The sequence below is a fragment of the Microbacterium salsuginis genome, from assembly GCF_012524205.1.
Taxonomy (GTDB): Bacteria; Actinomycetota; Actinomycetes; order Actinomycetales; family Microbacteriaceae; genus Microbacterium; species Microbacterium salsuginis.
Genome location: NZ_JABACI010000002.1, coordinates 47565 through 69058 on the forward strand (window position 1 = coordinate 47565; position 21494 = coordinate 69058).

Annotated in this window: 24 protein-coding genes; 5 read left to right on the forward strand and 19 right to left on the reverse strand. The window is 69.5% G+C overall.

The window, feature by feature from the left end; genetic code table 11:
- Positions 1-5: 5 nt before the first annotated feature.
- From HF576_RS07300 to HF576_RS07375, 16 genes are all read right to left on the reverse strand, one after another.
- Positions 6-428 (reverse strand): GNAT family acetyltransferase, encoded by a 423-nt coding sequence (locus tag HF576_RS07300; protein ID WP_168912165.1) that lies wholly within the window; start codon positions 426-428, stop codon positions 6-8.
- On the reverse strand, positions 425-1432 hold the full coding sequence (miaA, locus tag HF576_RS07305; RefSeq protein WP_168912166.1) for a tRNA (adenosine(37)-N6)-dimethylallyltransferase MiaA: 1008 nt from the start codon (positions 1430-1432) through the stop codon (positions 425-427). The genes HF576_RS07300 and miaA overlap by 4 nt, the downstream gene beginning before the upstream one ends.
- Positions 1433-1445: 13 nt before the next feature.
- The gene (gene miaB, locus HF576_RS07310) at positions 1446-2993 is read right to left on the reverse strand and encodes a tRNA (N6-isopentenyl adenosine(37)-C2)-methylthiotransferase MiaB (RefSeq protein WP_168912167.1); all 1548 of its coding nucleotides are present in this window, start codon (positions 2991-2993) and stop codon (positions 1446-1448) included.
- A gap of 59 nt (positions 2994-3052) precedes the next feature.
- Complete coding sequence (locus HF576_RS07315; protein WP_168912168.1) at positions 3053-3787, reverse strand: regulatory protein RecX; 735 nt, start codon at positions 3785-3787, stop codon at positions 3053-3055.
- A gap of 31 nt (positions 3788-3818) precedes the next feature.
- On the reverse strand, positions 3819-4874 hold the full coding sequence (gene recA / locus HF576_RS07320; protein ID WP_168912169.1) for a recombinase RecA: 1056 nt from the start codon (positions 4872-4874) through the stop codon (positions 3819-3821).
- 342 nt (positions 4875-5216) lie between these two features.
- Positions 5217-5885: a dihydrofolate reductase family protein gene (locus HF576_RS07325; RefSeq protein WP_168912170.1), complete on the reverse strand. Its 669-nt coding sequence runs from the start codon at positions 5883-5885 to the stop codon at positions 5217-5219.
- A 229-nt stretch (positions 5886-6114) separates the two neighbouring features.
- Entirely contained in the window at positions 6115-6339 is a 225-nt protein-coding gene (locus tag HF576_RS07330) for a DUF3046 domain-containing protein (protein WP_168912171.1), read from the reverse strand.
- Positions 6340-6383: 44 nt separating this feature from the next.
- Positions 6384-6692, reverse strand: coding sequence for a helix-turn-helix domain-containing protein (locus HF576_RS07335; protein WP_168912172.1), 309 nt, complete (start codon positions 6690-6692; stop codon positions 6384-6386).
- A gap of 159 nt (positions 6693-6851) precedes the next feature.
- Positions 6852-7352 carry a CinA family protein gene (locus tag HF576_RS07340; protein WP_343234202.1) on the reverse strand — a complete coding sequence of 167 codons (501 nt, stop codon included), beginning with the start codon at positions 7350-7352 and terminating at the stop codon, positions 6852-6854.
- The gene (pgsA, locus tag HF576_RS07345; RefSeq protein ID WP_168912173.1) at positions 7349-7918 is read right to left on the reverse strand and encodes a CDP-diacylglycerol--glycerol-3-phosphate 3-phosphatidyltransferase; all 570 of its coding nucleotides are present in this window, start codon (positions 7916-7918) and stop codon (positions 7349-7351) included. The genes HF576_RS07340 and pgsA overlap by 4 nt, the downstream gene beginning before the upstream one ends.
- Before the next feature lie 26 nt (positions 7919-7944).
- Positions 7945-10668 carry an FtsK/SpoIIIE family DNA translocase gene (locus HF576_RS07350; RefSeq protein WP_168912174.1) on the reverse strand — a complete coding sequence of 908 codons (2724 nt, stop codon included), beginning with the start codon at positions 10666-10668 and terminating at the stop codon, positions 7945-7947.
- Positions 10669-10862: 194 nt separating this feature from the next.
- Positions 10863-12539: a ribonuclease J gene (locus HF576_RS07355; RefSeq protein WP_168912175.1), complete on the reverse strand. Its 1677-nt coding sequence runs from the start codon at positions 12537-12539 to the stop codon at positions 10863-10865.
- An 81-nt stretch (positions 12540-12620) separates the two neighbouring features.
- Positions 12621-13598, reverse strand: coding sequence for a 4-hydroxy-tetrahydrodipicolinate synthase (gene dapA, locus HF576_RS07360; RefSeq protein ID WP_168912176.1), 978 nt, complete (start codon positions 13596-13598; stop codon positions 12621-12623).
- A 43-nt stretch (positions 13599-13641) separates the two neighbouring features.
- Entirely contained in the window at positions 13642-14406 is a 765-nt protein-coding gene (locus tag HF576_RS07365) for an SDR family NAD(P)-dependent oxidoreductase (protein WP_168912177.1), read from the reverse strand.
- A gap of 10 nt (positions 14407-14416) precedes the next feature.
- Entirely contained in the window at positions 14417-14926 is a 510-nt protein-coding gene (locus tag HF576_RS07370) for a dihydrofolate reductase (RefSeq protein WP_168912178.1), read from the reverse strand.
- A complete protein-coding gene (locus HF576_RS07375; RefSeq protein ID WP_168912735.1) occupies positions 14923-15732 on the reverse strand; it encodes a thymidylate synthase in 810 nt (269 codons plus the stop codon). Before HF576_RS07375 ends, HF576_RS07370 begins: the two co-directional genes overlap by 4 nt.
- Positions 15733-15839: 107 nt before the next feature.
- Here HF576_RS07375 and HF576_RS07380 point away from each other — a divergent pair, with 107 nt between their 5' ends.
- The 4 genes from HF576_RS07380 (at position 15840) to HF576_RS07395 (ending at position 18325) form a co-directional block, all read left to right on the forward strand.
- Entirely contained in the window at positions 15840-16277 is a 438-nt protein-coding gene (locus tag HF576_RS07380) for a thioredoxin domain-containing protein (RefSeq protein ID WP_168912179.1), read from the forward strand.
- Positions 16270-16878, forward strand: a complete 609-nt coding sequence (locus tag HF576_RS07385) for a DUF4395 domain-containing protein (RefSeq protein WP_168912180.1) — start codon at positions 16270-16272, stop codon at positions 16876-16878. Before HF576_RS07380 ends, HF576_RS07385 begins: the two co-directional genes overlap by 8 nt.
- Positions 16879-16983: 105 nt before the next feature.
- On the forward strand, positions 16984-17409 hold the full coding sequence (locus HF576_RS07390) for an OsmC family peroxiredoxin (protein ID WP_168912181.1): 426 nt from the start codon (positions 16984-16986) through the stop codon (positions 17407-17409).
- Positions 17402-18325, forward strand: a complete 924-nt coding sequence (locus tag HF576_RS07395) for a TIGR01777 family oxidoreductase (RefSeq protein WP_168912182.1) — start codon at positions 17402-17404, stop codon at positions 18323-18325. Before HF576_RS07390 ends, HF576_RS07395 begins: the two co-directional genes overlap by 8 nt.
- Before the next feature lie 10 nt (positions 18326-18335).
- Here HF576_RS07395 and HF576_RS07400 read toward each other — a convergent pair whose 3' ends face one another.
- Complete coding sequence (locus tag HF576_RS07400; RefSeq protein ID WP_168912183.1) at positions 18336-18785, reverse strand: hypothetical protein; 450 nt, start codon at positions 18783-18785, stop codon at positions 18336-18338.
- A complete protein-coding gene (dapB, locus tag HF576_RS07405; protein WP_168912184.1) occupies positions 18782-19600 on the reverse strand; it encodes a 4-hydroxy-tetrahydrodipicolinate reductase in 819 nt (272 codons plus the stop codon). The genes HF576_RS07400 and dapB overlap by 4 nt, the downstream gene beginning before the upstream one ends.
- 63 nt (positions 19601-19663) lie before the next feature.
- On the opposite strand from dapB, the gene HF576_RS07410 reads away from it, so the two are divergent.
- Positions 19664-20167, forward strand: coding sequence for a GNAT family N-acetyltransferase (locus HF576_RS07410; RefSeq protein WP_168912185.1), 504 nt, complete (start codon positions 19664-19666; stop codon positions 20165-20167).
- A 5-nt stretch (positions 20168-20172) separates the two neighbouring features.
- Here HF576_RS07410 and HF576_RS07415 read toward each other — a convergent pair whose 3' ends face one another.
- Complete coding sequence (locus HF576_RS07415; protein WP_168912736.1) at positions 20173-21423, reverse strand: ABC transporter permease; 1251 nt, start codon at positions 21421-21423, stop codon at positions 20173-20175.
- Between the last annotated feature and the right edge of the window lie 71 nt (positions 21424-21494).

Here is a 21494-nt window from a genome sequence, read left to right on the forward strand (position 1 = left end):
GTGGGTCAATCGGCGATCAGGCGCTTGCCCGTGGCCCAGGTCTCGAACGTGTCATAGCCCAGCGCGTCGTAGAACCCCTGTGCGACGTTGTTCTCCGGTCGCACCATGAGCTGGACCTTGGGGCATCCCATCGCCAGCAATCGCTCTTCCGCGGCCTCGACGAGCCGGCGCCCGATCCCCTCGCCGCGGCGGGCCGGGTCGCTCGCGAGGTAGTAGAGCCACCCCCGGTGACCGTCGTAGCCCGCCATCACCGAGCCGACGACGGTCTCGCCGGCGACGGCGACGAGGAACAGCTCGGGCTGCACGGACAGCTTGCGGTTGATGTCCTGGTACGGGTTGTTCCACGGACGGGTCAGGCCGGTCTCCTGCCAGAGCGAGACGACGGCGTCCGTATCGGACACGGCGAAGGAGCGGATGTCGACGGTCATGCCCTCGAGTCTGCCAGTGTCGCCGCATCCACCCCCGGCTCGGTCCAGTGAACATCGTCATATCGCTTGAACCACGACACCTGCCGCCGGGCATAGCGGCGGGTCAGGGCCTGCGTCTCGGCGATCGCATCGGCCTCGGCCATATCGCCGTCCAGCTGAGCCAGCGCCTGCGCGTAGCCGATCGCCCGGCGCGCCGTCACGCCGCGTTCGAGACCTCGCTCCCGCAGCGCGCGTACCTCGTCGACAAGCCCGTCGCGCCACATCTTCTCGACACGCTGGTCCAGCCGGACGACGAGCTGGTCACGCGGAACGCCGACGCCGACGATCGTCGTCGGCTCTCGCCACAGGGTCGGCTGCGCCGGCAGAGCCGCCCCGTGGGTGCGCTCCCCCAGTTCCAGCACTTCGAGCGCACGCACGATCCGCCGCCCGTTGCGGGGATCGATCCTGCCCGCCGTCGCGGGGTCGAGCTCCCGCAGCCGGGCGAACAGAGCACCCGGTCCGTCAGCCTCGAGCTCGGCCTCCAGGCGCGCACGCACCTCTTCGTCGCGCGGCGGGAAGCGGAAATCGAACAGCACGCTCGAGATGTACAGGCCCGAGCCGCCCACCAGGATGGCGTCGGCGCCGCGAGCGTGGATCTGTGCGATCGCGATGCGCGCGGCTTCCTGGTACCACGCGACCGCCGCTTCTTCGGTGACCTCGAGCACGTCGAGAAGATGATGACGGATGCCGCGGCGCTCGGCTTCGGGCAGCTTGGCCGTGCCGATATCCATGCCGCGGTACAGCTGCATCGCATCGGCGTTGACGATCTCGGCTGCGCGACCGCGCCGGGCGAGGGCTTCGGCGAGATCGAGCGACAGTCCGGTCTTGCCCGTGCCGGTGGCACCGACGACGGCCCAGAGGCGCGGCTGCGTGCCGGAGCCTGCCGGTCTGCCCGGGTGAGGTGAGACGAGGGCCTCTTCCCGCGGTTCGAGGCGTTTCGCCTCGTCGCCGCGCTCCTCGCTCAACGACCGATTGCCTTCACACGCCGACGCGCAGCGTGGGAAGTCCCAGCGAGACGGCGCGAGTCGCACCCGGCTCGGACGGCGCCGGCACCGCGCACGATTCCGCCTGCGAGCGATCCCAGGCGTCACCGGAGCGGGTTCGACGGATGCGCAGGGGCGCCCCATCTGGAGCATCGGCGAGGAGGTGGAACGGAGCGGCGTGGGTGACGACGACCGACACGACATCACCCGGGCGCGGGATGGGCGAACCCTCCGGGACCTCGAAATGCACGAGCCGGTTGTCTTCGGCGCGTCCGGTGAGGCGATGCGTCGCGGCATCCTTCTTGCCCTCGCCCGTCGAGACGAGCACCTGCAGTTCGCGACCTACCTGCTTCTGGTTCTCTTCGAGTGAGATGCGCTCCTGCAGGGCGATCAGCCGCTCGTAGCGCTCCTGCACGACCTCTTTCGGCACCTGGTCGGGCATCGTGGCTGCCGGCGTGCCTTCGCGGATCGAGTACTGGAACGTGAACGCCGTCGCGAAGCGAGCCTGCTCCACCACGCGCATGGTGTCTTCGAAGTCCTCGTCGGTCTCGCCCGGGAAACCGACGATGATGTCGGTCGAGATCGCGGCGTGCGGCATCTTCGCGCGGACGCGATCCAGGATGCCGAGGAACTTCTCGCTGCGGTACGAACGCCGCATCGCCTTGAGGATGCGGTCGCTTCCCGACTGCAACGGCATGTGGAGCTGCGGCATGACGGCGGGCGTCTCGGCCATCGCGTCGATCACATCGTCGGTGAAGGCCGCGGGGTGAGGGCTGGTGAAGCGGATCCGCTCGAGTCCGGGGATCTCGCCTGCCGCCCGCAGAAGCTTGCCGAAAGCCTGCCGGTCGCCGAACTCGACGCCGTACGAGTTCACGTTCTGACCGAGCAGCGTGACCTCCATCGCGCCGTCGTCCACGAGCAGGCGGATCTCGTTCAGGATGTCGCCGGGACGGCGGTCCTTCTCCTTGCCGCGCAGGCTCGGCACGATGCAGAAGGTGCACGTGTTGTTGCAGCCGACCGAGATCGACACCCAGCCGCTGTAGACGCTGTCACGCTTGGTCGGCAGCGTCGAGGGGAAGATCTCGAGCGACTCGAGGATCTCGAGCTCGGCCTCGCCGTTGTGTCGTGCCCGCTCGAGCAGGCTCGGGAGCGACCCCATGTTGTGCGTGCCGAACACGACGTCCACCCACGGTGCCTTGTCGAGCACGGCCTGCTTGTCCATCTGTGCGAGACAGCCGCCGACGGCGATCTGCATGCCTTCGCGCTTGTCCTTGCGCGACTTGAGGTGCCCGAGCGTGCCGTAGAGCTTGCCTGCGGCGTTGTCGCGCACGGCGCACGTGTTGATCACGACCACGTCGGCTACTTCGCCGGCCTCGGCACGCAGGTAGCCGGCACTCTCGAGTGACCCGGACAGCCGCTCGGAATCGTGCACGTTCATTTGGCAGCCGAACGTACGCACTTCGTAGGTGCGCGCTCGGCCGTCGACTCCGAGTGCAGCCGCGGACGGTGCGATGAGAGTCGGGGTGGCGGAGGGCGAAGTCATGATGTCAGCCATTGTACGAGCCGCCTGACCCGGGCCGGCGCTGTGCCGGCGGCCGACGGTCAGCGGAATCGCACGCCGCTGCGACCCGAGCCGCCCTGCTCGTCCAGCGCCTGGCGCGCCGCCGTCATCGCCAGCGAACCCGGATACCCGCGGCGGGCGAGCTGACCGGTGAGCCGGCGCAGCGCGGTGTCGCGGTCGACGTCGCGCAGCGAGCGGGCCTTGGTGCGTGCGAACTCGAGCGCCCTGTCGAGATCGTCATCGGGAAGAGCCGCGAGGGCGGCATCCGCGACGTCTCGCGGGATGCCGCGCTTGGCGAGCGTCTGCGCGATCACCTGCCGCCCTTGCCCCTTACGGTCGACGCCCGCGTGGATGAGCTGCTCGGCCAGCGCCGCATCGTCGAGATAGCCGCGGCGGAGGAAGCCGTCGAGCACCGCCTCGATCGCTTCGTCATCGAGGTCGCGCTCGGCGACGACCGCGCGCGCTTCGCGCACCGACAGCGATCGGGTGCGGAGCTTCTTCAGCAGGTTCTTCTCGGCGATGTCGCGTTCGATCGCACCGCACGCGTCGTACGCGTCTTCCTCTTCCGCCGCGCCCGCCTCGTCGTCGCCGTCGATCCAGCTGGAATGCCAGACCGGCGATGCTTCGGATCCGGGGAACGCGGGCACGACCCCACGATTCTCCTCGGGTCCGGTGTTCGCGGCGCGTCGTGCCGCCGCGGCAGCGGCCGTCGCGGTGCGGTCGCCGAAGAGCGGGATGACGGGGGCGAGTCCGTCGTCAGACCCGCCCCCGTTCATGCTGTCCACGATGTCCGGATCAGTCGCGTCGTCACGCCGGGCGGCGCGCTGCGAGCTCGTCGTCGACGGGGACGGCGGCCTCACCCTTCGGCACGCCGATGCCCAGCTTCACCTTGATCTTCGACTCGATGTCGGCTGCGACATCCGTGTTCTTGATCAGGAAGTTGCGCGCGTTCTCCTTGCCCTGACCGAGCTGCTCACCGTCGTACGTGTACCACGCACCCGACTTCTTCACGATGCCGTGCTCGACGCCGAAGTCGATGAGGCTGCCCTCGCGGGAGATGCCGACGCCGTAGAGGATGTCGAACTCGGCCTGCTTGAACGGCGGGGCCATCTTGTTCTTGACGACCTTGACGCGGGTCCGGTTGCCGACGGCGTCGGTGCCGTCCTTGAGCGTCTCGATACGACGGATGTCGAGACGCACCGACGCGTAGAACTTGAGCGCCTTGCCACCCGCGGTGGTCTCGGGCGATCCGAAGAACACGCCGATCTTCTCGCGCAGCTGGTTGATGAAGATCATGGTGGTGTTGGTCTGGTTGAGCCCACCCGTGAGCTTGCGCAGAGCCTGCGACATCAGGCGCGCCTGCAGACCCACGTGCGAGTCGCCCATCTCTCCCTCGATCTCGGCCTTCGGCACGAGGGCGGCGACGGAGTCGATCACGACGAGGTCGATCGCCCCGGATCGCACGAGCATGTCGGCGATCTCGAGCGCCTGCTCACCGGTGTCGGGCTGTGAGACCAGCAGAGCGTCGATGTCGACGCCGAGCTTCTGCGCGTAGTCGGGGTCGAGAGCGTGCTCGGCATCGATGAAGGCGGCGATGCCGCCGGCGCGCTGCGCGTTCGCGATCGCGTGCAGGGTGAGCGTCGTCTTACCCGACGATTCCGGGCCGTAGATCTCGATGATGCGTCCGCGGGGCAGCCCGCCGATGCCGAGGGCGACGTCGAGGGCGATGGACCCGGTGGGGACGACTTCGACCGGAGCGCGGTCGTCGCTGCCCAGCCGCATGACCGAGCCCTTTCCGAACTGCCGGTCGATCTGGGCGAGGGCCGACTCGAGGGCCTTCTCGCGGTCAACTGCTGAGGGCATGACGTGCTCCTTCTACTCGTGTTCCGTCGCCTGTAGGCTGTCGCGCTCCACCCCGGACGGGACGGATGCTGCGACAAGGCGTGAGGTGTCGTTCGACGCTGTTCACGTTAGGGAAGGGCTCCGACATCCGGCGCTGTTCCTCCCCGTCCGTGGACAGAAACGTCCTCGACTCCTGCTGTGGAGGAGCCTACGCGGAACTCGAACACCCGTTCGACTCGACACGCCGCGAAGAGGCAGGTGCCGGTTCCTGACGGGCGGCGAACGAGCCGTCTCGAATGACGACTCGACACGCCGCCCGCATTGCGGCCTGGTCGTTCACCGACGGGGAGGTTGGCACCCGTGCTAGTTCTCGGCCCCCTCGATACGTTGCCCGTCGTGGACGAGATAGGACCCGGCATCGACCTGTCCAACGTTCGATGTGCGCAAGGTGAGCGCCACGGTGCCGTTCGGCAGAACACGCGACTCCGAAGAATCGACCGTATATCCGGCGGGCGCCGCATCCTCGGGAAACAGCCGCTTTCCCGAGCCGACCACCAGCGGGAACTGCAGAATCCGTACGATGTCCACCAGTCCTGCGTCGTGCAGAGTCCGGGCAAGTCGCCAGCTGCCGTGCACTTGAAGCTCACCGGCGCTGCGGCTCCCCTCCTTCAGCCGACGCACATTGTCTACGACGTCTCCGCGCACAACCGTCGTCGGGCCCCACGCCGCGTCGTCATCGGACAGTGTCTGGCTGACGACGTACTTCGGCCAGGTGTTGAGCGCGGTTGCGACGAGGTCGTCGGGATTGGTCACCTGTGACCAATACGCCCGCATCATCTGGAACGTGCGTCGGCCGATCAGAATCGCTTCAGCTTTGCGAAACCAGGAATTGACGATCTCGTCGGATTCCTCGGTGACCAGGGGGACGAGCCACCCTCCTCGATCGAATCCATCGCTGATGTCTTCGTCGGGCGCTCCGGGCCCTTGCATGACGCTGTCCAGACTTACGAATGTGTTGACGCTGAGTAGCACGTGTCCTCCGTTGGTCGTGATCGGCCCCGATCCGCATGGCGGATGCAGTTCGTACAGGGGCCAGTCTGATCAGCGGTCCAGCCATCGGCGAGTGCCGTTCGTCACGACATCTGCCGCGCGTGCGACACGGTCCGGCAGCGATGACTTCACCCGTCGCAACGGCAAGAGGAGGCCTCGTGAGCGCGAATACGTTCGGTCATGCCCTCACGAGGCGCGTCGTGGTCGTGTGTCAGCGACGGCGCGGTTCGATGCGACCGACGCCGTATCGGCGTTCCGCCGGCACATCGAGCTCGTCGCACAGTGCAAGCCAGACCTCGCGCGGGGGGACGCCCGCCTCGATCGCCTCGGCCGCGGTGCGGCCGCCGACCTGCGTGAGCACGAGGTCCGTCACGACCGCGGTCGCGCGGCCCTGGAACTCATCTGCGACGGCTCGGTCGAACTCACTGCGACGCAAAGCGGTGCCCGTCTCCTGACTTCTGCCGAAGGGTGCTCTTGCGCTCAGCGCAGCGACAGCTCGGCGTCGACCGACGCGACCAGATCGTCGGGGACGACGTCGGGGAACGGCTGCAGACCCTCCATGACGGAGATGCGGTCGCCGACCTCTCGCATGATGGTCGAGATGGGCACATCCAGTGCCTCGGCCACCGACGCGAGGATCTCGCTCGAGGCTTCCTTCTGACCGCGTTCCACCTCGCTCAGGTAGCCCAGCGCGACACTCGCGCGGCTTGCCACCTGGCGGAGGGTACGACCCTTCTGCTGGCGGAAATCACGAAGAACTTCGCCGATCTCTTGACGTACCAGGATCATCGGGGCCCCCTCCTCACTTCTGATTCCGCCGCTATCCGGGTGGATAACAGTACCGCACCGGATGAAGCCAATCTAACCCTGCCGGCTGTGCGATGGGTGGGAATCGCCGAATGTAACCGACACGCAACACGACGTATTCCGCCCGACCGGATTCGCCGGTCACAACTGCCGGATCGTCTCGGCGAGAGCGGCAGCCACGGCCTGCCGACGGATCGCCGGGCGATCCCCCGCAAAGACGTGCAGCGTCGTCGACTCGCCCGAGGGCGTCACGACCGCGATCCAGACCGTGCCCACCGGCTGCCCGTCCTGCGGCTCAGGGCCCGCGACGCCGGTCGTCGACACGCCGACATCGGCTCCGAGCATGCGGCGCACGCCGTCGGCCATCTGCCATGCCACCGTCACGTCGACGGCGCCCACCGCATCGAGCAAGCCGGCATCCACGCCGAGCGCGTCGCGCTTGACCTCGGTCGAGTAGGCCACGACTCCCCCGCGCACCGCCGCGGAGGCTCCGGGCACATCCACGAGCGCAGACGTCGCGAGTCCGCCGGTGAGCGACTCCGCCACGGCGATCGTCCAGCCGCGGCGAACGAGCGCCGCGAGGACCTGGGCGGCCGCCTCGTACGTCGGGGACGCGTGCAGCTCCCCCGCGTCGGCCGTCACTCCGAGGCCTTCCTCCGGGCGCCGCGCACCTCGCTGACGATGTAGTCGATGCCGCTCGCCACCGTCAGCAGGACCGCGATCGTCATCGTCACGCCGTTGAGCCACCAGATCCACTCGCCGACGATCATCCACAGCGGCAGGAGCGCGAGCGAGAGCGCGACGGCCTGCGCCACCGTCTTGAGCTTGCCCATCCACGCCGCCGCGAGAACGTGGTCGCTGACGACGGCGAAGCGGTAGACGGTGATCCCGATCTCGCGCACGAGCACGATGATGGTGACCCACCACGGCAGCTCGGCGAGGATCGACAGCCCCACGAACGCGAATCCCGTCAGCACCTTGTCGGCGATCGGATCGAGGAGCTTGCCCAGATCCGTGACGATGTCGTGGCGGCGGGCCAGATAGCCGTCCAGCCCGTCCGTCGCAATCGCGACGATGAACAGCACCGCCGCCCACCACCGCAGCGCGCCGTCCGCACCACCGTCGGCCAGCAGCATCCAGAGGAAGACCGGAGCGCACAGGATGCGCACGATCGTGATCGCGTTCGGGAGCTGCCGCGGAATCGCCATGCGTCGACCCTATCGGCGCACCGGAGTCAGTCCCGGCCGGTCAGGCCCCAGGCGTCCTCCGAACCCTCGTCGCCCTCGACCGTCGGGATGCCGTCGAACTGCGACGCGACAGCATCCGCCCCGTACCGATCCTCGTCGGCGCCGGCAGCCGCGGGAGCAGCCGCAGGCGGGTCCTCGCCGCGCAGCCGGGCCAGAACCTCCGGGAGCTGATCGGGGCGCACCAGCACGTCACGGGCCTTGGAGCCCTCGGACGGCCCGACGATCTCGCGCGACTCGAGCAGGTCCATCAGGCGCCCGGCCTTGGCGAAGCCGACACGCAGCTTGCGCTGGAGCATCGAGGTCGAGCCGAACTGCGTCGAGACGATCTGCTCCGCCGCGGCCAGGAGCAGTTCGAGGTCGTCTCCGATGTCGGCGTCGACCTCCTTCTTCTCCACGGCCGCCTGCACGTCGGAGCGGTACTCCGGTCGCGCCTGTGCGGTGACATGCTTGACGACGGTCTCGATCTCCTGCTCGCTCACCCAGGCGCCCTGGACGCGGATCGCCTTGGACGCGCCCATCGGCAGGAACAGTCCGTCACCCTGCCCGATCAGGCGGTCGGCGCCGGGCTGATCCAGGATGACGCGAGAGTCCGTGACGCTGGTCACGGCGAACGCGAGCCGCGACGGCACATTCGCCTTGATGAGGCCTGTCACGACGTCGACAGACGGACGCTGCGTCGCCAGGACCAGATGGATGCCACTGGCCCGGGCGAGCTGCGTGATGCGGACGATCGAGTCCTCGACGTCGCGCGGGGCGACCATCATGAGGTCGGCGAGCTCGTCGACGACGACCAGGAGGTACGGATACGGCTTGAGCACGCGCTCGCTGCCGGGCGGAAGAGTGATCTCGCCGGCGACGACCGCCTTGTTGAAGTCGTCGATGTGGCGGAAGCCGAAGGACGCGAGGTCGTCGTACCTCATGTCCATCTCCTTCACGACCCACTGCAGCGCCTCGGCGGCCTTCTTGGGGTTCGTGATGATGGGAGTGATCAGATGCGGCACACCCGCGTACGACGTCAGCTCGACGCGCTTGGGGTCGATGAGCACCATGCGCACGTCGGCCGGCTTCGCCTTCATCAGCAGGCTCGTGATCATCGAGTTGACGAAGCTGGACTTTCCGGAACCGGTCGAGCCGGCCACGAGAAGGTGCGGCATCTTCGCGAGGTTGGCCACGACGTATCCGCCGCCGACGTCCTTTCCGACGCCGATCGTCATCGGGTGAGTGGAGTTCGTCGCATTCGCGGAACGCAGCACGTCGCCGAGGGTCACGATCTCGCGATCGGCATTGGGGATCTCGACACCGATCGCGCTCTTGCCGGGAATCGGCGCGAGGATGCGCACCTCGTTCGACGCGACGGCGTAGGCGATGTTGTTCGTCAGCGCGGTGATGCGCTCGACCTTCACGCCGGGCCCGAGCGAGATCTCGTACTGCGTCACCGTCGGACCGCGCGAGAAGCCGGTGACACGCGCGTCGACCGAGAACTGGTCGAGCACGCTGGTGATGGCGCGCACGGTGTCGTCGTTCGCCTGGGAGCGCGCGACGTGCGGAGTGCCCGCAGCCAGCGCATTGACCGAGGGAAGCCGGTACGGGGCGGAGGGCGAGTCATAGGACTCCTGCGACCCGATCCCGTCGAGCCCGGGCAGTACGCCGTCGTCGACCGGCCCGGTGTCGGAGTCGTCGCGCAGCGACGTGCGGGACGAGGAGGTGGCCGCCTTCGCCGCGGACAGCACGGACGGATCGATGACCTCGGTGAGCGCATCGGCGGGCGGCGGCACGACGGGGGCGATCGCCTGATCGAAGCCGCCCTGCGGCGGGCCCGGAGGAAGCAGAGTGGTGAGGTCCTGCGATCCGATGCCGTCCTCGGGGTCCTTCTCGCGCCCGGTCTTGTTGCGACGCCACCACGGCAGCGACGGATCGGAGTCGTCGTCGTCCTCGGCATCCGAGGCCTCCGCGCCTGCCTTGTCGGCCTTCGACTTCTCTTCACGCGGCTCGGCGTCGAACATCCACGCGTACAGGTCGCCGAGACGGCTGCCGATGCGATTGGGCGGAGTCTTGGTGAGGATCAGGATGCTGAGCACGGCCAGCAGCGACAGCACGATGTAGGCGCCCACATCGGTGAGCAGCATCGCGAGCGGCTCGCCGAGCATCCAGCCGAACAGTCCCCCCGCCTCGCTCAGTGTCGGCAGTCCGTCATTCGGCTGGGGCCGGCCGCCCGCCACATGGCAGAAGCCCGCGATCGTGATGATCAGCAGGCCGAAGCCGATGCCCACCCGGCCGTTGTCGTGCACCGACGAGGGGTGACGGAACATCCAGCCGGCGAGAAGGAGCAGCAGCACCGGCAGCACGAACGCCTCGCGGCCCAGCAGCATCCCGACCGAATAGGCGCTGATCGTCTTGGCGACCTCGTTGCCGATGAAGAACCACTCGTTGACGGCACCCGCGATCGCGAGGAGGACCAGGAGGAACGGGAATCCGTCGCGACGCTGCTCTTTCTCGAGCGTCTCGGGGCCGAAGGCGCGGAAGAGCCCGCCGGTCGCGTGCGCAAGCCCGAGCCACGCCCGTGCGGCGAAGGGAGGCTTGTCGGTCTCGCCGACGTAGCGCTTGGGTGCCGGGGCGGGCTTGCGGGCGCGCGATGACGGTGTCTTCGACGCGGCGGAGGACGCGCCCGAAGACGCGCGCGATCCCTTGGTCGGGCTGGTGCTCCTGGCCATTCCTCCACGGTAAGCCGCGGAGGCGACATTCGCCCGCAAGCGCGCGGCGCTTCGGGCGCTACGCCTCGATACTCCGCCGATGGTGATCTCGGCTACGCCTCGATACTCCGCCTGTGGTGAACTCGGCTACGCCTCGATACTCCGCCTGAGGTGATCTCGGCTACGCCTCGATACTCCGCCTGCGGTGATCTCGGCTACGCCTCGATCACGAGCGGGACGATCATCGGCCGGCGCCGGAGCGACTGATTCACCCAGCGGCCGATCGTGCGGCGCACGACCTGCGAGAGCGCGTGCGCGTCGCGTACGCCGGACTGGGCGGCCTCGGTGAGGGCGGCGGCGATCTTGGGCTTGACGGCTTCGAACACCGCATCGTCCTCGGCGAATCCGCGCGCGTGGATCTCGGGCCCGGAGATGATCTTGCCGGTCGAGGCATCCACCACGACGATGACCGAGATGAAGCCCTCCTCGCCCAGGATCCGGCGATCCTTGAGGTCGGCATCCGTGATCTCGCCGACGGTCGAGCCGTCCACGTAGACGAATCCCAGGTCGAGCTGACCCACGACGCGCGCATCGCCGTCACGGAGGTCGATGACCGTGCCGTTGTCGGCGAGGATCGTGCGCTCCGCATCGATGCCCGTGTCCTGTGCGAGGCGCGCGTTGGCCATGAGGTGGCGGTACTCGCCGTGCACCGGCAGGACGTTGCGGGGCTTCAGGATGTTGTAGCAGTACAGCAGTTCGCCGGCTGCGGCGTGACCCGACACATGCACCTTCGCGTTGCCCTTGTGGACGACGTTCGCACCGAGCTTGGTGAGCCCGTCGATCACGCGGTACACCGCGTTCTCGTTGCCCGGGATGAGGCTCGAGGCGAGGATCACGGTGTCGCCGGGACCCGGCTCGATGGCGTGGTCGAGGTTGGCCATGCGGCTGAGCACCGCCATCGGCTCACCCTGCGAACCGGTCGACATGTACACGATCCGGTCGTCGGGCAGGTCTCGCGCCTTCTTGTAGTCGATCAGCACGCCCTCGGGAACGTGCAGATAGCCGAGCTCCTCCGCGATGGTCATGTTGCGCAGCATGCTGCGCCCGAGGAGTGCGACCCGGCGGCCGTGCGCGGCTGCCGCATCCAGCACCTGCTGAACGCGGTGCACGTGGCTCGAGAAGCTCGCGACGATCACGCGGCGCGGAGCCTTGCCGATCACCTGGTCGAGCACCGGCCCGATCGAGCGCTCGAGCGGCGTGAAGCCGGGCACGTCGGCGTTCGTCGAGTCGACGAGGAAGAGGTCCACTCCCTCCTCGCCGAGGCGGGAGAAGGCGCGCAGATCGGTCAGCCGGCCATCGAGGGGCAGCTGGTCCATCTTGAAGTCGCCGGTGGCGAGCACGAGGCCCGCGGGCGTGCGGATCGCGACGGCGAGCGCGTCGGGGATCGAGTGGTTGACGGCGACGAACTCGAGCTCGAAGGGGCCGAGGTTCTCGCGCTGGCCCTCGGCCACGGTCAGGCTGTACGGCTTGATGCGGTGCTCTTTGAGCTTGGCCTCGGTGAGCGCGAGCGTCAGCCCGGAGCCGATGATCGGGATGTCGCTCTTGAGCTTGAGCAGGTAGGGCACGGCGCCGATGTGGTCTTCGTGACCGTGGGTCAGCACCACCCCGACGATGTCGTCGAGGCGGCCCTTGATGGGTTCGAAGTCCGGCAGGATGAGGTCGACGCCGGGCTGGTGCTCCTCGGGGAACAGCACGCCGCAGTCGACGACCAGCAGCTTGCCGCCGTACTCGAACACGGTCATGTTCCGGCCGACTTCGCCGAGGCCGCCGAGCGGGACGACCCGGAGGGTCCCCGCTTCGAGCTCGGGCGGGTCGTATGGGGTCGTGGGCATTGTCAGCCTCCCTCGGACGCCGAAGCATCCGTTTTCATTCATCCGCGCCGTCGTCCCGATCGGGGAGGGCGACGCGCTGTGTCATCTGGTGGTGCCCGACACCTTCGGCAGCGCTCCGCCGGCGGCGGCGTTGCGGTCGGGGCGGAAGTTCGAGAAGTCTGCACCCGGCACGTCGCGGACCAGGGCGAGCTCATCCTCGATCTTGGCGGCTTCCCACTCCTCGGGCCCGACCAGCGGCAGGCGCACGCGAGGACTCGAGATCCGCCCCAGGCCGTGCAGGATGTACTTCGCCGACACCGTGCCGGGCACGTGGGTCATCACAGCGCGCACGAGCGGCTCGAGCTGCATGTGAGCGGCCGTGGCTGCCGTCAGATCGCCGCGGTTGACCGCGTCGACGATCACCCGGTACGGCTGCGCGGCGATGTTCGCCGTGACGCCGATGAGGCCGGTGGCGCCGATCGCGAGGTGCGGCAGGATGTTGGCGTCGTCGCCGGAGAAGTACATCAGGTCGGTCTGGTTGAGCACGCGGCTCACCTCGCTGAAGTCGCCCTTGGCGTCCTTGATCGCGAGGATGTTCGGGTGCTTGGCCAGGCGCAGGATCGTCTCGTACCGGATGGGCACGCCGGTGCGGCCGGGGATGTCGTAGAGGATCACCGGCAGATCCGTGGCGTCCGCCACGAGACGGAAGTGGGTGAGGATGCCCGCCTGCGTCGGCTTGTTGTAGTACGGCGTGACGATCATGATGCCGTCGGCGCCGACCTTCTCACTGGCCTTGTAGAGCTCGATCGCGTGCGCGGTCTCGTTCGAGCCGCCGCCCGTGATGATCTTCGCGCGCCCGGCGGCGACGTCCTTGCCGACCTCCACGAGGCGGATCTTCTCGGCATCCGTCAGGGTCGATGTCTCGCCGGTGGTACCGGTGACGACGATTCCGTCCGCGCCCGCGGTCACGACATCGTCGATGTGCTTCTCGACGGCGGGCCAGTCGACCTCGCCGTCGGCCGTCATCGGGGTGATGAGGGCGACGAGCACCTGTCCGAAGGGATTGCCCGTATGCGTCATGCCTTCAGGGTATCGGGATGCCGCGCCCCTCGCCGCCCGCTGGTCAGCGGCCGCGCTCGCCCACGCGGGCGGCGACCGACGGCGGCGCGAACCGCGCGAGCGCGACGAGGATCTTGTAGCGCAGCGACGGGACCGACACCGCGATGCCGCGCGCGGCATCGCGCAGGGAGGCAGCCACGACATCGCGCGCGTCGAGCCAGAGGGCGTCGGGAATCCCCTCCTTGCCGGGCGCGAGGCCCATGCGCTCGTGGAAACGGGTGTGGGTGTACCCGGGACAGACAGCGGTCACAGTGACCCCTCGCGGGGCGTAGCGGCCGTTCGCCCAGCGGCTGAAGCTCACGAGCCAGCCCTTGCATGCGCCGTACGTCGAGCGTGGGATGAACGCCGCGACCGAGGCGACGTTCAGGATCCGGCCGTGCCCGCGGGCGAGCATCGCACCGAGAGCCGCATGCGTCAGCCGCATCGGCACCTCGACGTGCAAGCGCAGGTGGGCCACTTCGTCGTCGATGTCGTTGGACTCGAACGACAGGGGCAGGCCGAAGCCGGCGTTGTTGACCAGCACGCCGATCGGTCGCGCCTGATCCGCGAGGCGCTCCTCGACCCGCGCCCGCTGCCGCGGGTTGAGCAGGTCGGCCGCCAGCACCTCGACCTCGACGCCGTACGTCGCCCGCAGCCCCTTGGCCAATCGGTCCAGCGCATCACGGTCGCGTGCGACGAGCACGAGGTGGGCGCCTTTGGCCGCGAGTTGCCGCGCGTACTCGGCTCCGAGTCCAGAACTCGCACCGGTGATGAGTGCCGTCTTCGCCATGACCGTCAGCCTAGGCGGGGCGTTCCAAGGTCAGAAAGCGGTACCGGATGCCGGAGCGCGAGGTGTGCCACCCCTGCGCCGGGTCCTCTCGCACCGCTCGCCATCCGTCGCGGTCCGGCGCACGGGTGTCGCCGTCCACCTCGACGTCGAGCTCGGTCACCTCCAGGCGATCCGCCACCGAGATCGCCTCGCGATAGAGCTGGCCGCCGCCGATGATCCAGATGCGCTCGGGATCGTCGGAGCCGGCCGCGGCGAGCGCGGCCTCGAGCGAGCCGGCGCGCTCGGCTCCGTCATCCGTCCAGTCCTCCTGGCGCGTCACGACGATGTTGCGTCGCCCGGGCAGCGGGCGGAAGCGGTCGGGGAACGACTCCCAGGTGCGCCGTCCCATGACGACGGGAGCGCCCATCGTGACGGTCTTGAAGTGCGCCATGTCTTCGGGGACGTGCCACGGCATGCCGCCGTCGGCGCCGATCACGCCGTCGGCCGCCTCGGCCCAGATCATCCCGACCGGGGCGGTCATACCGCGACGGCGCCGCGGATCGCGGGATGGTGCTGGTAGTCCTCCAGGACGAAGTCCTCGTACGTGTAGTCGAAGATCGACTCGGGCTTGCGGGTGATGCGCAGCGCCGGGTACGGGTACGGCTCGCGGGTGAGCTGCTCGCGAACCTGATCGAGATGGTTGTCGTAGATGTGGCAGTCGCCGCCCGTCCACACGAAGTCACCCGGCTCGAGGCCGGCTTGCTGCGCGATCATGAGCGTCAGCAGCGCGTACGAGGCGATGTTGAAGGGAACACCGAGGAAGAGATCGGCGCTGCGCTGATACAGCTGGCACGACAGCTTTCCGTCGGCGACGTAGAACTGGAACAGGGCGTGGCAGGGCGCCAGTGCCATGTCGGGGATGTCGGCGGGATTCCACGCCGACACGATCAGCCGGCGGGAGTCCGGATTCGACCGGATCTGATCGAGCACCTGCGAGATCTGGTCGATCTGCTCGCCGGACGGAGTCGGCCACGAGCGCCACTGCACTCCGTAGACGGGCCCCAGCTCTCCTTCGGCGTCGGCCCACTCATCCCAGATGGTGACGCCGTTCTCCTGCAGCCACCGGACGTTCGACTCGCCACGGAGGAACCACAGCAGTTCATAGGCGATCGACTTGAAGTGCACGCGCTTGGTCGTGATCAGGGGGAAGCCCTGCGAAAGATCGAAGCGGATCTGGCGCCCGAACGAGCTCGTGGTGCCGGTGCCGGTGCGGTCCGACTTGTGCGTGCCGTGCTCGAGCACATCGCGCAGCAGGTCCTCGTACGGGGTCGGGATCGGCGTCGTCACGGCTGCCACGATACCCGCGCCGGAGCCGGCGGGGGTCAGCCGCGGCGGGATGTCATCTTCCGCCATTGCGCCCAGCTCGAGCCCGAAAGGGGTTAGCCTGATCTGCTGTGACCCTGGTCGGTGCTCTGATCGCCCTCGCCGTGCTGCTCGCGGCGACGGTGGCCCTCGGCGTCCTCCTCAATTGGAGCCAGTCCCGGCCCCGTCGCGACATCGCCCATGAGGTGGTCGAACCGCACCGCCTCGGGGCCGACGCCCTCGGCGAGTCCGCCACCCTGCTGCAGTTCAGCACCGAGATGTGCGCCCGCTGCCCCGGCGTGCACCGCACGCTCTCGACGATCGCCGACAGCCACCCGGGGGTGCGCCACCTCGACATCGACCTGACGCACCGCCCCGACATCGCGAAGCACTTCCATGTGCTCCAGACGCCGACCACTCTCGTGCTCGATCGCCACGGCGTCGTCCAGACCCGGTTCGGCGGCATCCCGAGCCGCGATGTGCTCGAGCTGGAGCTGAAGCGCCTCACCGCCGAGAACGCGAATGTCTGACCGACCGGATGCCGCGTCTCGGCGCGGCATCGACCCGCGCGGACCCCGCTTCGCCGCCGCCATCACATCCGCGCTGCTGCTGATCGTGGTGTTCCTCGGACTCACCGGACTCTCGACGGCACAGCTGCCCGATGGCCGGATGCTTTCCGTCCCGTGGCTCGATCAGTCGATGGATTTCGCGTATGTGGCGGGAAAGCCCGCCTGGCTGATCACGTTCGCCAGCCCACTCCAGCGCTTCCTCGACCCCGCGTTCCTGCTCCTGCTCGTGGCGGCGCTGCTGTTCCTGTGGGGCGTCCTCTCGCCGCGCACCGCACCGTGGGGCGTGCTGTACCGCAAGACCGTCGCGCCGCGCCTGGCGCCCCCGACCGAGCTCGAGGACCCGCGTCCGCCGCGCTTCGCCCAGGGCGTGGGCCTCTTCGTCGCGGTCGTGGGCCTTGTCCTCCACCTGGCAGGGGTCCCCTGGGCACTGACGATCGCCGCGGCCGCCGCGTTCGTGGCGGCCTTCCTCAACGCCGTCTTCGGATTGTGCCTGGGCTGCCAGCTCTACCTGGTCCTGCAGCGGGCCGGCATCGTCGGCCGGGCGAGCCCGCGCTCAGCGTGATCGACTCCTCGAGCACCGTCAACCCGTCGCGCCGCGGCATCCGTCGCCGTTAGGCTGACCGCGAAGCGCCCGGTGGTCGGGCGCACCACGATCGAGGAGGCCCCCATGACCGTCACGAGCGAAGCCACCACCGCCTGGAAGGGCGGCCTTGCCGACGGATCGGGCGAGGTGTCGTTCGTGTCGTCGGGGCTGGGCACCTTCGACGTCAACTGGAAGGCCCGCAGCGAGGGGTCGACCACGGTGACGACTCCCGAAGAGCTCATTGCGGCCGCGCACTCGTCCTGCTTCAGCATGGCGCTCTCGCACGCGCTCGCAGAGAACGGCACGCCCCCGGAGTCCATCGACACGACCGCGTCGGTCACCTTCAAGCCCGGTACGGGCATCACCGGCAGCCACCTCAACGTCAACGCCGTCGTCCCGGGACTCGAGCCCGAGGACTTCGAGCGCATCGCCCAGGGCGCGAAGACCGGATGCCCCGTCTCGCAGGCCCTCGCGGGCATCGAGATCACACTCGAGGCGACGCTTGCCTGAACCCGCAGCGGATGCCGCCCGCCGCATCGTCGTGGCGGGGGCATCCGGTCTGATCGGGAGCGCCCTGGTCGACAGCCTCCGCGCGGACGGCGTGCGGATCACGACGCTCGTGCGCCGTCCCGCGGAATCCCCCGACGAGGTCGAGTGGCTCACCGACGACCGTCCGCTGGACCCGGGCGTACTCGACGGGGCCACGGCCGTCGTCGGCCTGAACGGGGCGAGCATCGGGCGCTTCCCGTGGACGCCCGCTTACAAGAACACCCTGCTGTGGTCCCGCATCACGCCGACGCAGGCTCTCGCGCGCGCCATCCGGCAGCTGGGAACGGATGCCCCGGCCTTCGTGTCCGCGTCGGCCGTGGGCTACTACGGCTCGGCGCCGGGAGTGCGTCTCACGGAGCGGTCGGAGCGCGGTGAGACCTTCCTCGCCGATCTGTGCGGTGAGTGGGAGGGCGCGGCGCGGGCCGCGGGCGATCATGCGCGGGTCGCACTGCTGCGCACGGCGCCGGTGGTCCATCGCGACGGCGTGCTGGCTCCCCTGCTCCTGCTGACGAAGGCGGGGCTCAGCGGGCCCATCGGCCGGGGCACGCAGGTGTGGCCATGGATCTCGCTCGAGGACGAGGTGCGTGCGATCCGCCACGTCATCGACGCCGGGATGGACGGCCCCGTCAACCTGAGCGGACCGACGCGCGCCACGGCGAACGATCTCGGATTCGCTCTCGCAGTGCGGATGAACCGGCCGTTCCTGGTAAGGGCGCCGGAGTGGGGCATGAAGCTGGTGCTCGGCCGTGACGCGACGGAGGCGATCCTCACCGCCGACATGCACGTCGTACCTGACGTACTCGAGGGCAGCGGTTTCGGGTTCCGCCATGCCACGGTCGAGGCTGCGGTCGCCGCCGCGGTGCCCGCGGCATCCTGATCACCGCGCGTCAGCGTGCGGGGTCGGCGCGTTCGAGCCGGATCGCGGTGCGCACGGCCTCGCGGGCGCGTCGACGGTCGCCCGCCGCGTCGTACGCGAGGCCGAGTCGGTACCAGGCGCGCCAGTCGTCCGGATGCGATTCGACGTCGGCCCGATACGCCGGGAACACGGCATCACCGTCGGCGCGCGCGACCCGGCCGCTCGGCAGCAGCGTCACCTCGTCCTGCGGCAGCGCGCCCTCCGCCTCCAGCCGGCGGCCGAGCTGCTGCGCCCTGATCCCGAACCACAGCTCCCGCACCAGGGCCCAGACGGCGATGATGGGCAGCACCAGCAGCGCGATCCCGAGGCCGATGCCCACCGGATCGCCGCTCACCAGCAGCAGCCACGCCCGCTGACCGACCAGCGCGATGTACAGCGCGAGCAGCACCGCCATGACGGCGACGCCGATGCGTGCGCTCATGCGCTCGTGGTCCGGGCGACCTGACCCGGCACGCCTCCCTCGTCCACGGGCGGCTGGGGCGCCACAGCGGGCGCGGCCCGGCCGATGCCGATGTCGATCAGGCTGTCGAGGCCGACGACGACTCCGCGCGCGTCGCGGGCCGCGCCGAGGGCGAGACGGATGCCGGGGGCATAGGCGAGCGCCGGCTCCACGGTGTCGTGCACGATCGTGAGCGACTCCCCCGCACCGGACAGGATGGTCTCCTGCCGCGCCACGACACCCGGCCGGCGCAGCGAATGCACGGGCACGCTGGCCACCTGCTGCCCTCGGGCACGCTGATCCACGTGGGGAGACTCGACCGGTCCGACTGCTTCGCGTGCCGCGGCGATCAGCTCGGCGGTGCGGACCGCCGTGCCGCTGGGCGAGTCGATCTTCGTCTCGCGATGCGCCTCGACGATCTCGATCGACGGGAAGAACGGCGCCGCCGCGGCGGCGAGCGCCGAGCCGAGCACCGAGCCCAGGGAGAAGTTCGGGATGAAGACGGCGCCCGTGCCGGCGGCGTCGGCGAGCGGCCGGATGAGCGCGATGCGCTCGGCGGACCAGCCGGACGTGCCCACCAGCACATTGATGCCCCGCTCGATCGCGGCGCGCACGACGTCGATCGAGACCGCCGGGGTCGAGGCGTCGACCACGAGGTCCGCCCCCGCCAGCTCCGACAGCTCGGAACGGGACGACAGCACGGCCGCGACCTCGTATCCGGGCTCGGCCTCCACCACGTCGCGGATGATTCCGCCGAGCTTGCCGGTGCCGCCCACGATGGCCACGCGCGTCGTCATGGCCTCCATCCTAGGCGGGCAGGCACGACCGGCCGGGCGGGCGTCCGCGTCTACGCTGGTGGTGTGGTGACCCTGCGCCCCTCCCCCGTCGACGCCGCCGATGCCCATGAGCTCCTCGCGGAGTACTTCCGCTCGAGGACCGAGGGCTTCGCCGAGATCGACGTCTCATACACGACGACGTTCCCCGATCGCGCCGCGTTCGAACCGCCGCGCGGCGTGTTCATCGTGCTGGACGACGACGAGGGCGCGGCGGTCGGCTGCGGAGGCATCCGTCGGCTGCCGCCCGGACCGCACGGGATGCGCTACGAGGTGAAGCACCTCTATCTGCGCCCGCAGACCCGCGGGCGGGGCTGCGGACGCCTGCTCATGGACGAACTCGAGTCCCGCGCGCGGGAGCTCGGCGCACGCGAGCTCGTGCTCGACACCCACCACTCCCTCGAGGCGGCCGCCGCCCTCTACGCGCGGACCGGATTCGTGACGATCCCCCGCTACAACGACAACCCCAACGCCTCCCGCTGGTACAGCAAGGCGCTCGGCGAGGACGGAGCGGAGCCGCCTCTGCCGTAGCCCCGTCAGCCGGCGCGCAGCGCGCTGACCGGCTCGATACGCGCCGCCCGCCGCGCCGGGATCCCACCGGCGACCAGGCCGACGACGGCGCCCAGGAGCGCGCCGCCGATCGCGACCAGCGGGTCGACGATCGGCGTCCATTGCTGCGCGAGTGAGACGCCCACGACCGCGATGACGCCGATGGATGCCCCGATCAGGCCGCCGAGGAGTCCGATCACGATCGATTCGATGATGAACTGCCCGGCGATCTGGCGCCCGGTCGAGCCCAGCGCGCGGCGCAGGCCGATCTCGGGCGTGCGCTCCATCACGGTGAGCATCGTGACGTTCGCGATGCCCAGACCGCCGGCGAGCAGGACGATACCCCCGAGGATCAGGAACACGATGTTCACGTCGGCCTGCACGCTGTCGCCGAGTTCCGAACGCGACGACGGGGCCGACACGTCGAACGAGTCGGGCGCGTCGGGAGCGAGGGCAACGACGGCCTGCTCTGCCACCTGCTGCCCGGCGCCCGGGGCGATCCGGATGAGAAGCTCTTCGGCGGCACCCAGCGCGATGTCCGCGCGTGCGGTCGACATCGGCACCACCACGGCGTCCAGCAGGTCCGCCCGTCGCTCGGCCTCATCGAAGATGCCGATGACGGCATACGCCAGGCCCGCGATGAAGATCGAGGGCTGACTGTCGACCCGGTTGATGCCGAGCCGCTCTGCCGCGCGCTCGCCGAGCACGGCTACACGATCGGCGCGCGCGTTGTGCCCGGTGTCGAACATGCGGCCGGTCGCCAGCCGCCCGCCGGCGGCCTCCAGCAGGTCGGCCGTCGCGCCGAACAGGGGCGGCGGCGCCACCGCCGGCGCCGAGGGGTCGTTGACCGGAACGGCGGTGATCGTCTCGGTGCCGAGGTCGACCTCGCCGATCAGCGCTGCCGAGTCGACACCGACCAGGAGCGCCACCCGGTCTGCCGCATCCCAGGGCAGGCGCGACGTGGCGACGCTCGTCCCACTCGCCGTCTGCGCCGACGACGGCGCGATGACCACCTGCGTCGCCGCGACCGCGTCGAACTGACGGGCGATCTGCCCGGCCGTCGTCTGGGCGAATCCGAGGGTGGCCACGAGCGCGCCGATGCCCAGGACCGTTCCGAGCACTGTCATCACCAGTCGCGCCGGTCGCGTGCCGATGTCGGCGGTCGCCTCTGCCAGCAGATCGCCCATCGTGAAGCGGTCGGCGCGCGGCACCTTCGTCACCAGCGGTGACGCCGACATCGCGTCGTCGGGCGCTGGGTCCGCGGCATCCGGGGAGTCGGTGGGAACGGTGGCGTTCTCCTCGCCGATCG

Bases quoted from the DNA above. Each gene is read 5' to 3' on its own strand.
- HF576_RS07365 (WP_168912177.1), bottom strand. From the start codon at position 14,406: ATGGCGAAGACGGCACTCATCACCGGTGCGAGTTCTGGACTCGGAGCC.
- recA (WP_168912169.1), bottom strand. From the start codon at position 4,874: ATGCCCTCAGCAGTTGACCGCGAGAAGGCCCTCGAGTCGGCCCTCGCC.
- dapA (WP_168912176.1), bottom strand. From the start codon at position 13,598: ATGACGCATACGGGCAATCCCTTCGGACAGGTGCTCGTCGCCCTCATC.
- HF576_RS07315 (WP_168912168.1), bottom strand. From the start codon at position 3,787: ATGAACGGGGGCGGGTCTGACGACGGACTCGCCCCCGTCATCCCGCTC.
- HF576_RS07300 (WP_168912165.1), bottom strand. From the start codon at position 428: ATGACCGTCGACATCCGCTCCTTCGCCGTGTCCGATACGGACGCCGTC.
- HF576_RS07350 (WP_168912174.1), bottom strand. From the start codon at position 10,668: ATGGCCAGGAGCACCAGCCCGACCAAGGGATCGCGCGCGTCTTCGGGC.
- pgsA (WP_168912173.1), bottom strand. From the start codon at position 7,918: ATGGCGATTCCGCGGCAGCTCCCGAACGCGATCACGATCGTGCGCATC.
- HF576_RS07370 (WP_168912178.1), bottom strand. From the start codon at position 14,926: ATGACCGCCCCGGTCGGGATGATCTGGGCCGAGGCGGCCGACGGCGTG.
- HF576_RS07415 (WP_168912736.1), bottom strand. From the start codon at position 21,423: ATGTCGGCGTCACCGCTGGTGACGAAGGTGCCGCGCGCCGACCGCTTC.
- HF576_RS07390 (WP_168912181.1), top strand. From the start codon at position 16,984: ATGACCGTCACGAGCGAAGCCACCACCGCCTGGAAGGGCGGCCTTGCC.
- dapB (WP_168912184.1), bottom strand. From the start codon at position 19,600: ATGACGACGCGCGTGGCCATCGTGGGCGGCACCGGCAAGCTCGGCGGA.
- HF576_RS07385 (WP_168912180.1), top strand. From the start codon at position 16,270: ATGTCTGACCGACCGGATGCCGCGTCTCGGCGCGGCATCGACCCGCGC.
- HF576_RS07335 (WP_168912172.1), bottom strand. From the start codon at position 6,692: ATGATCCTGGTACGTCAAGAGATCGGCGAAGTTCTTCGTGATTTCCGC.
- HF576_RS07355 (WP_168912175.1), bottom strand. From the start codon at position 12,539: ATGCCCACGACCCCATACGACCCGCCCGAGCTCGAAGCGGGGACCCTC.
- miaB (WP_168912167.1), bottom strand. From the start codon at position 2,993: ATGACTTCGCCCTCCGCCACCCCGACTCTCATCGCACCGTCCGCGGCT.
- HF576_RS07400 (WP_168912183.1), bottom strand. From the start codon at position 18,785: ATGAGCGCACGCATCGGCGTCGCCGTCATGGCGGTGCTGCTCGCGCTG.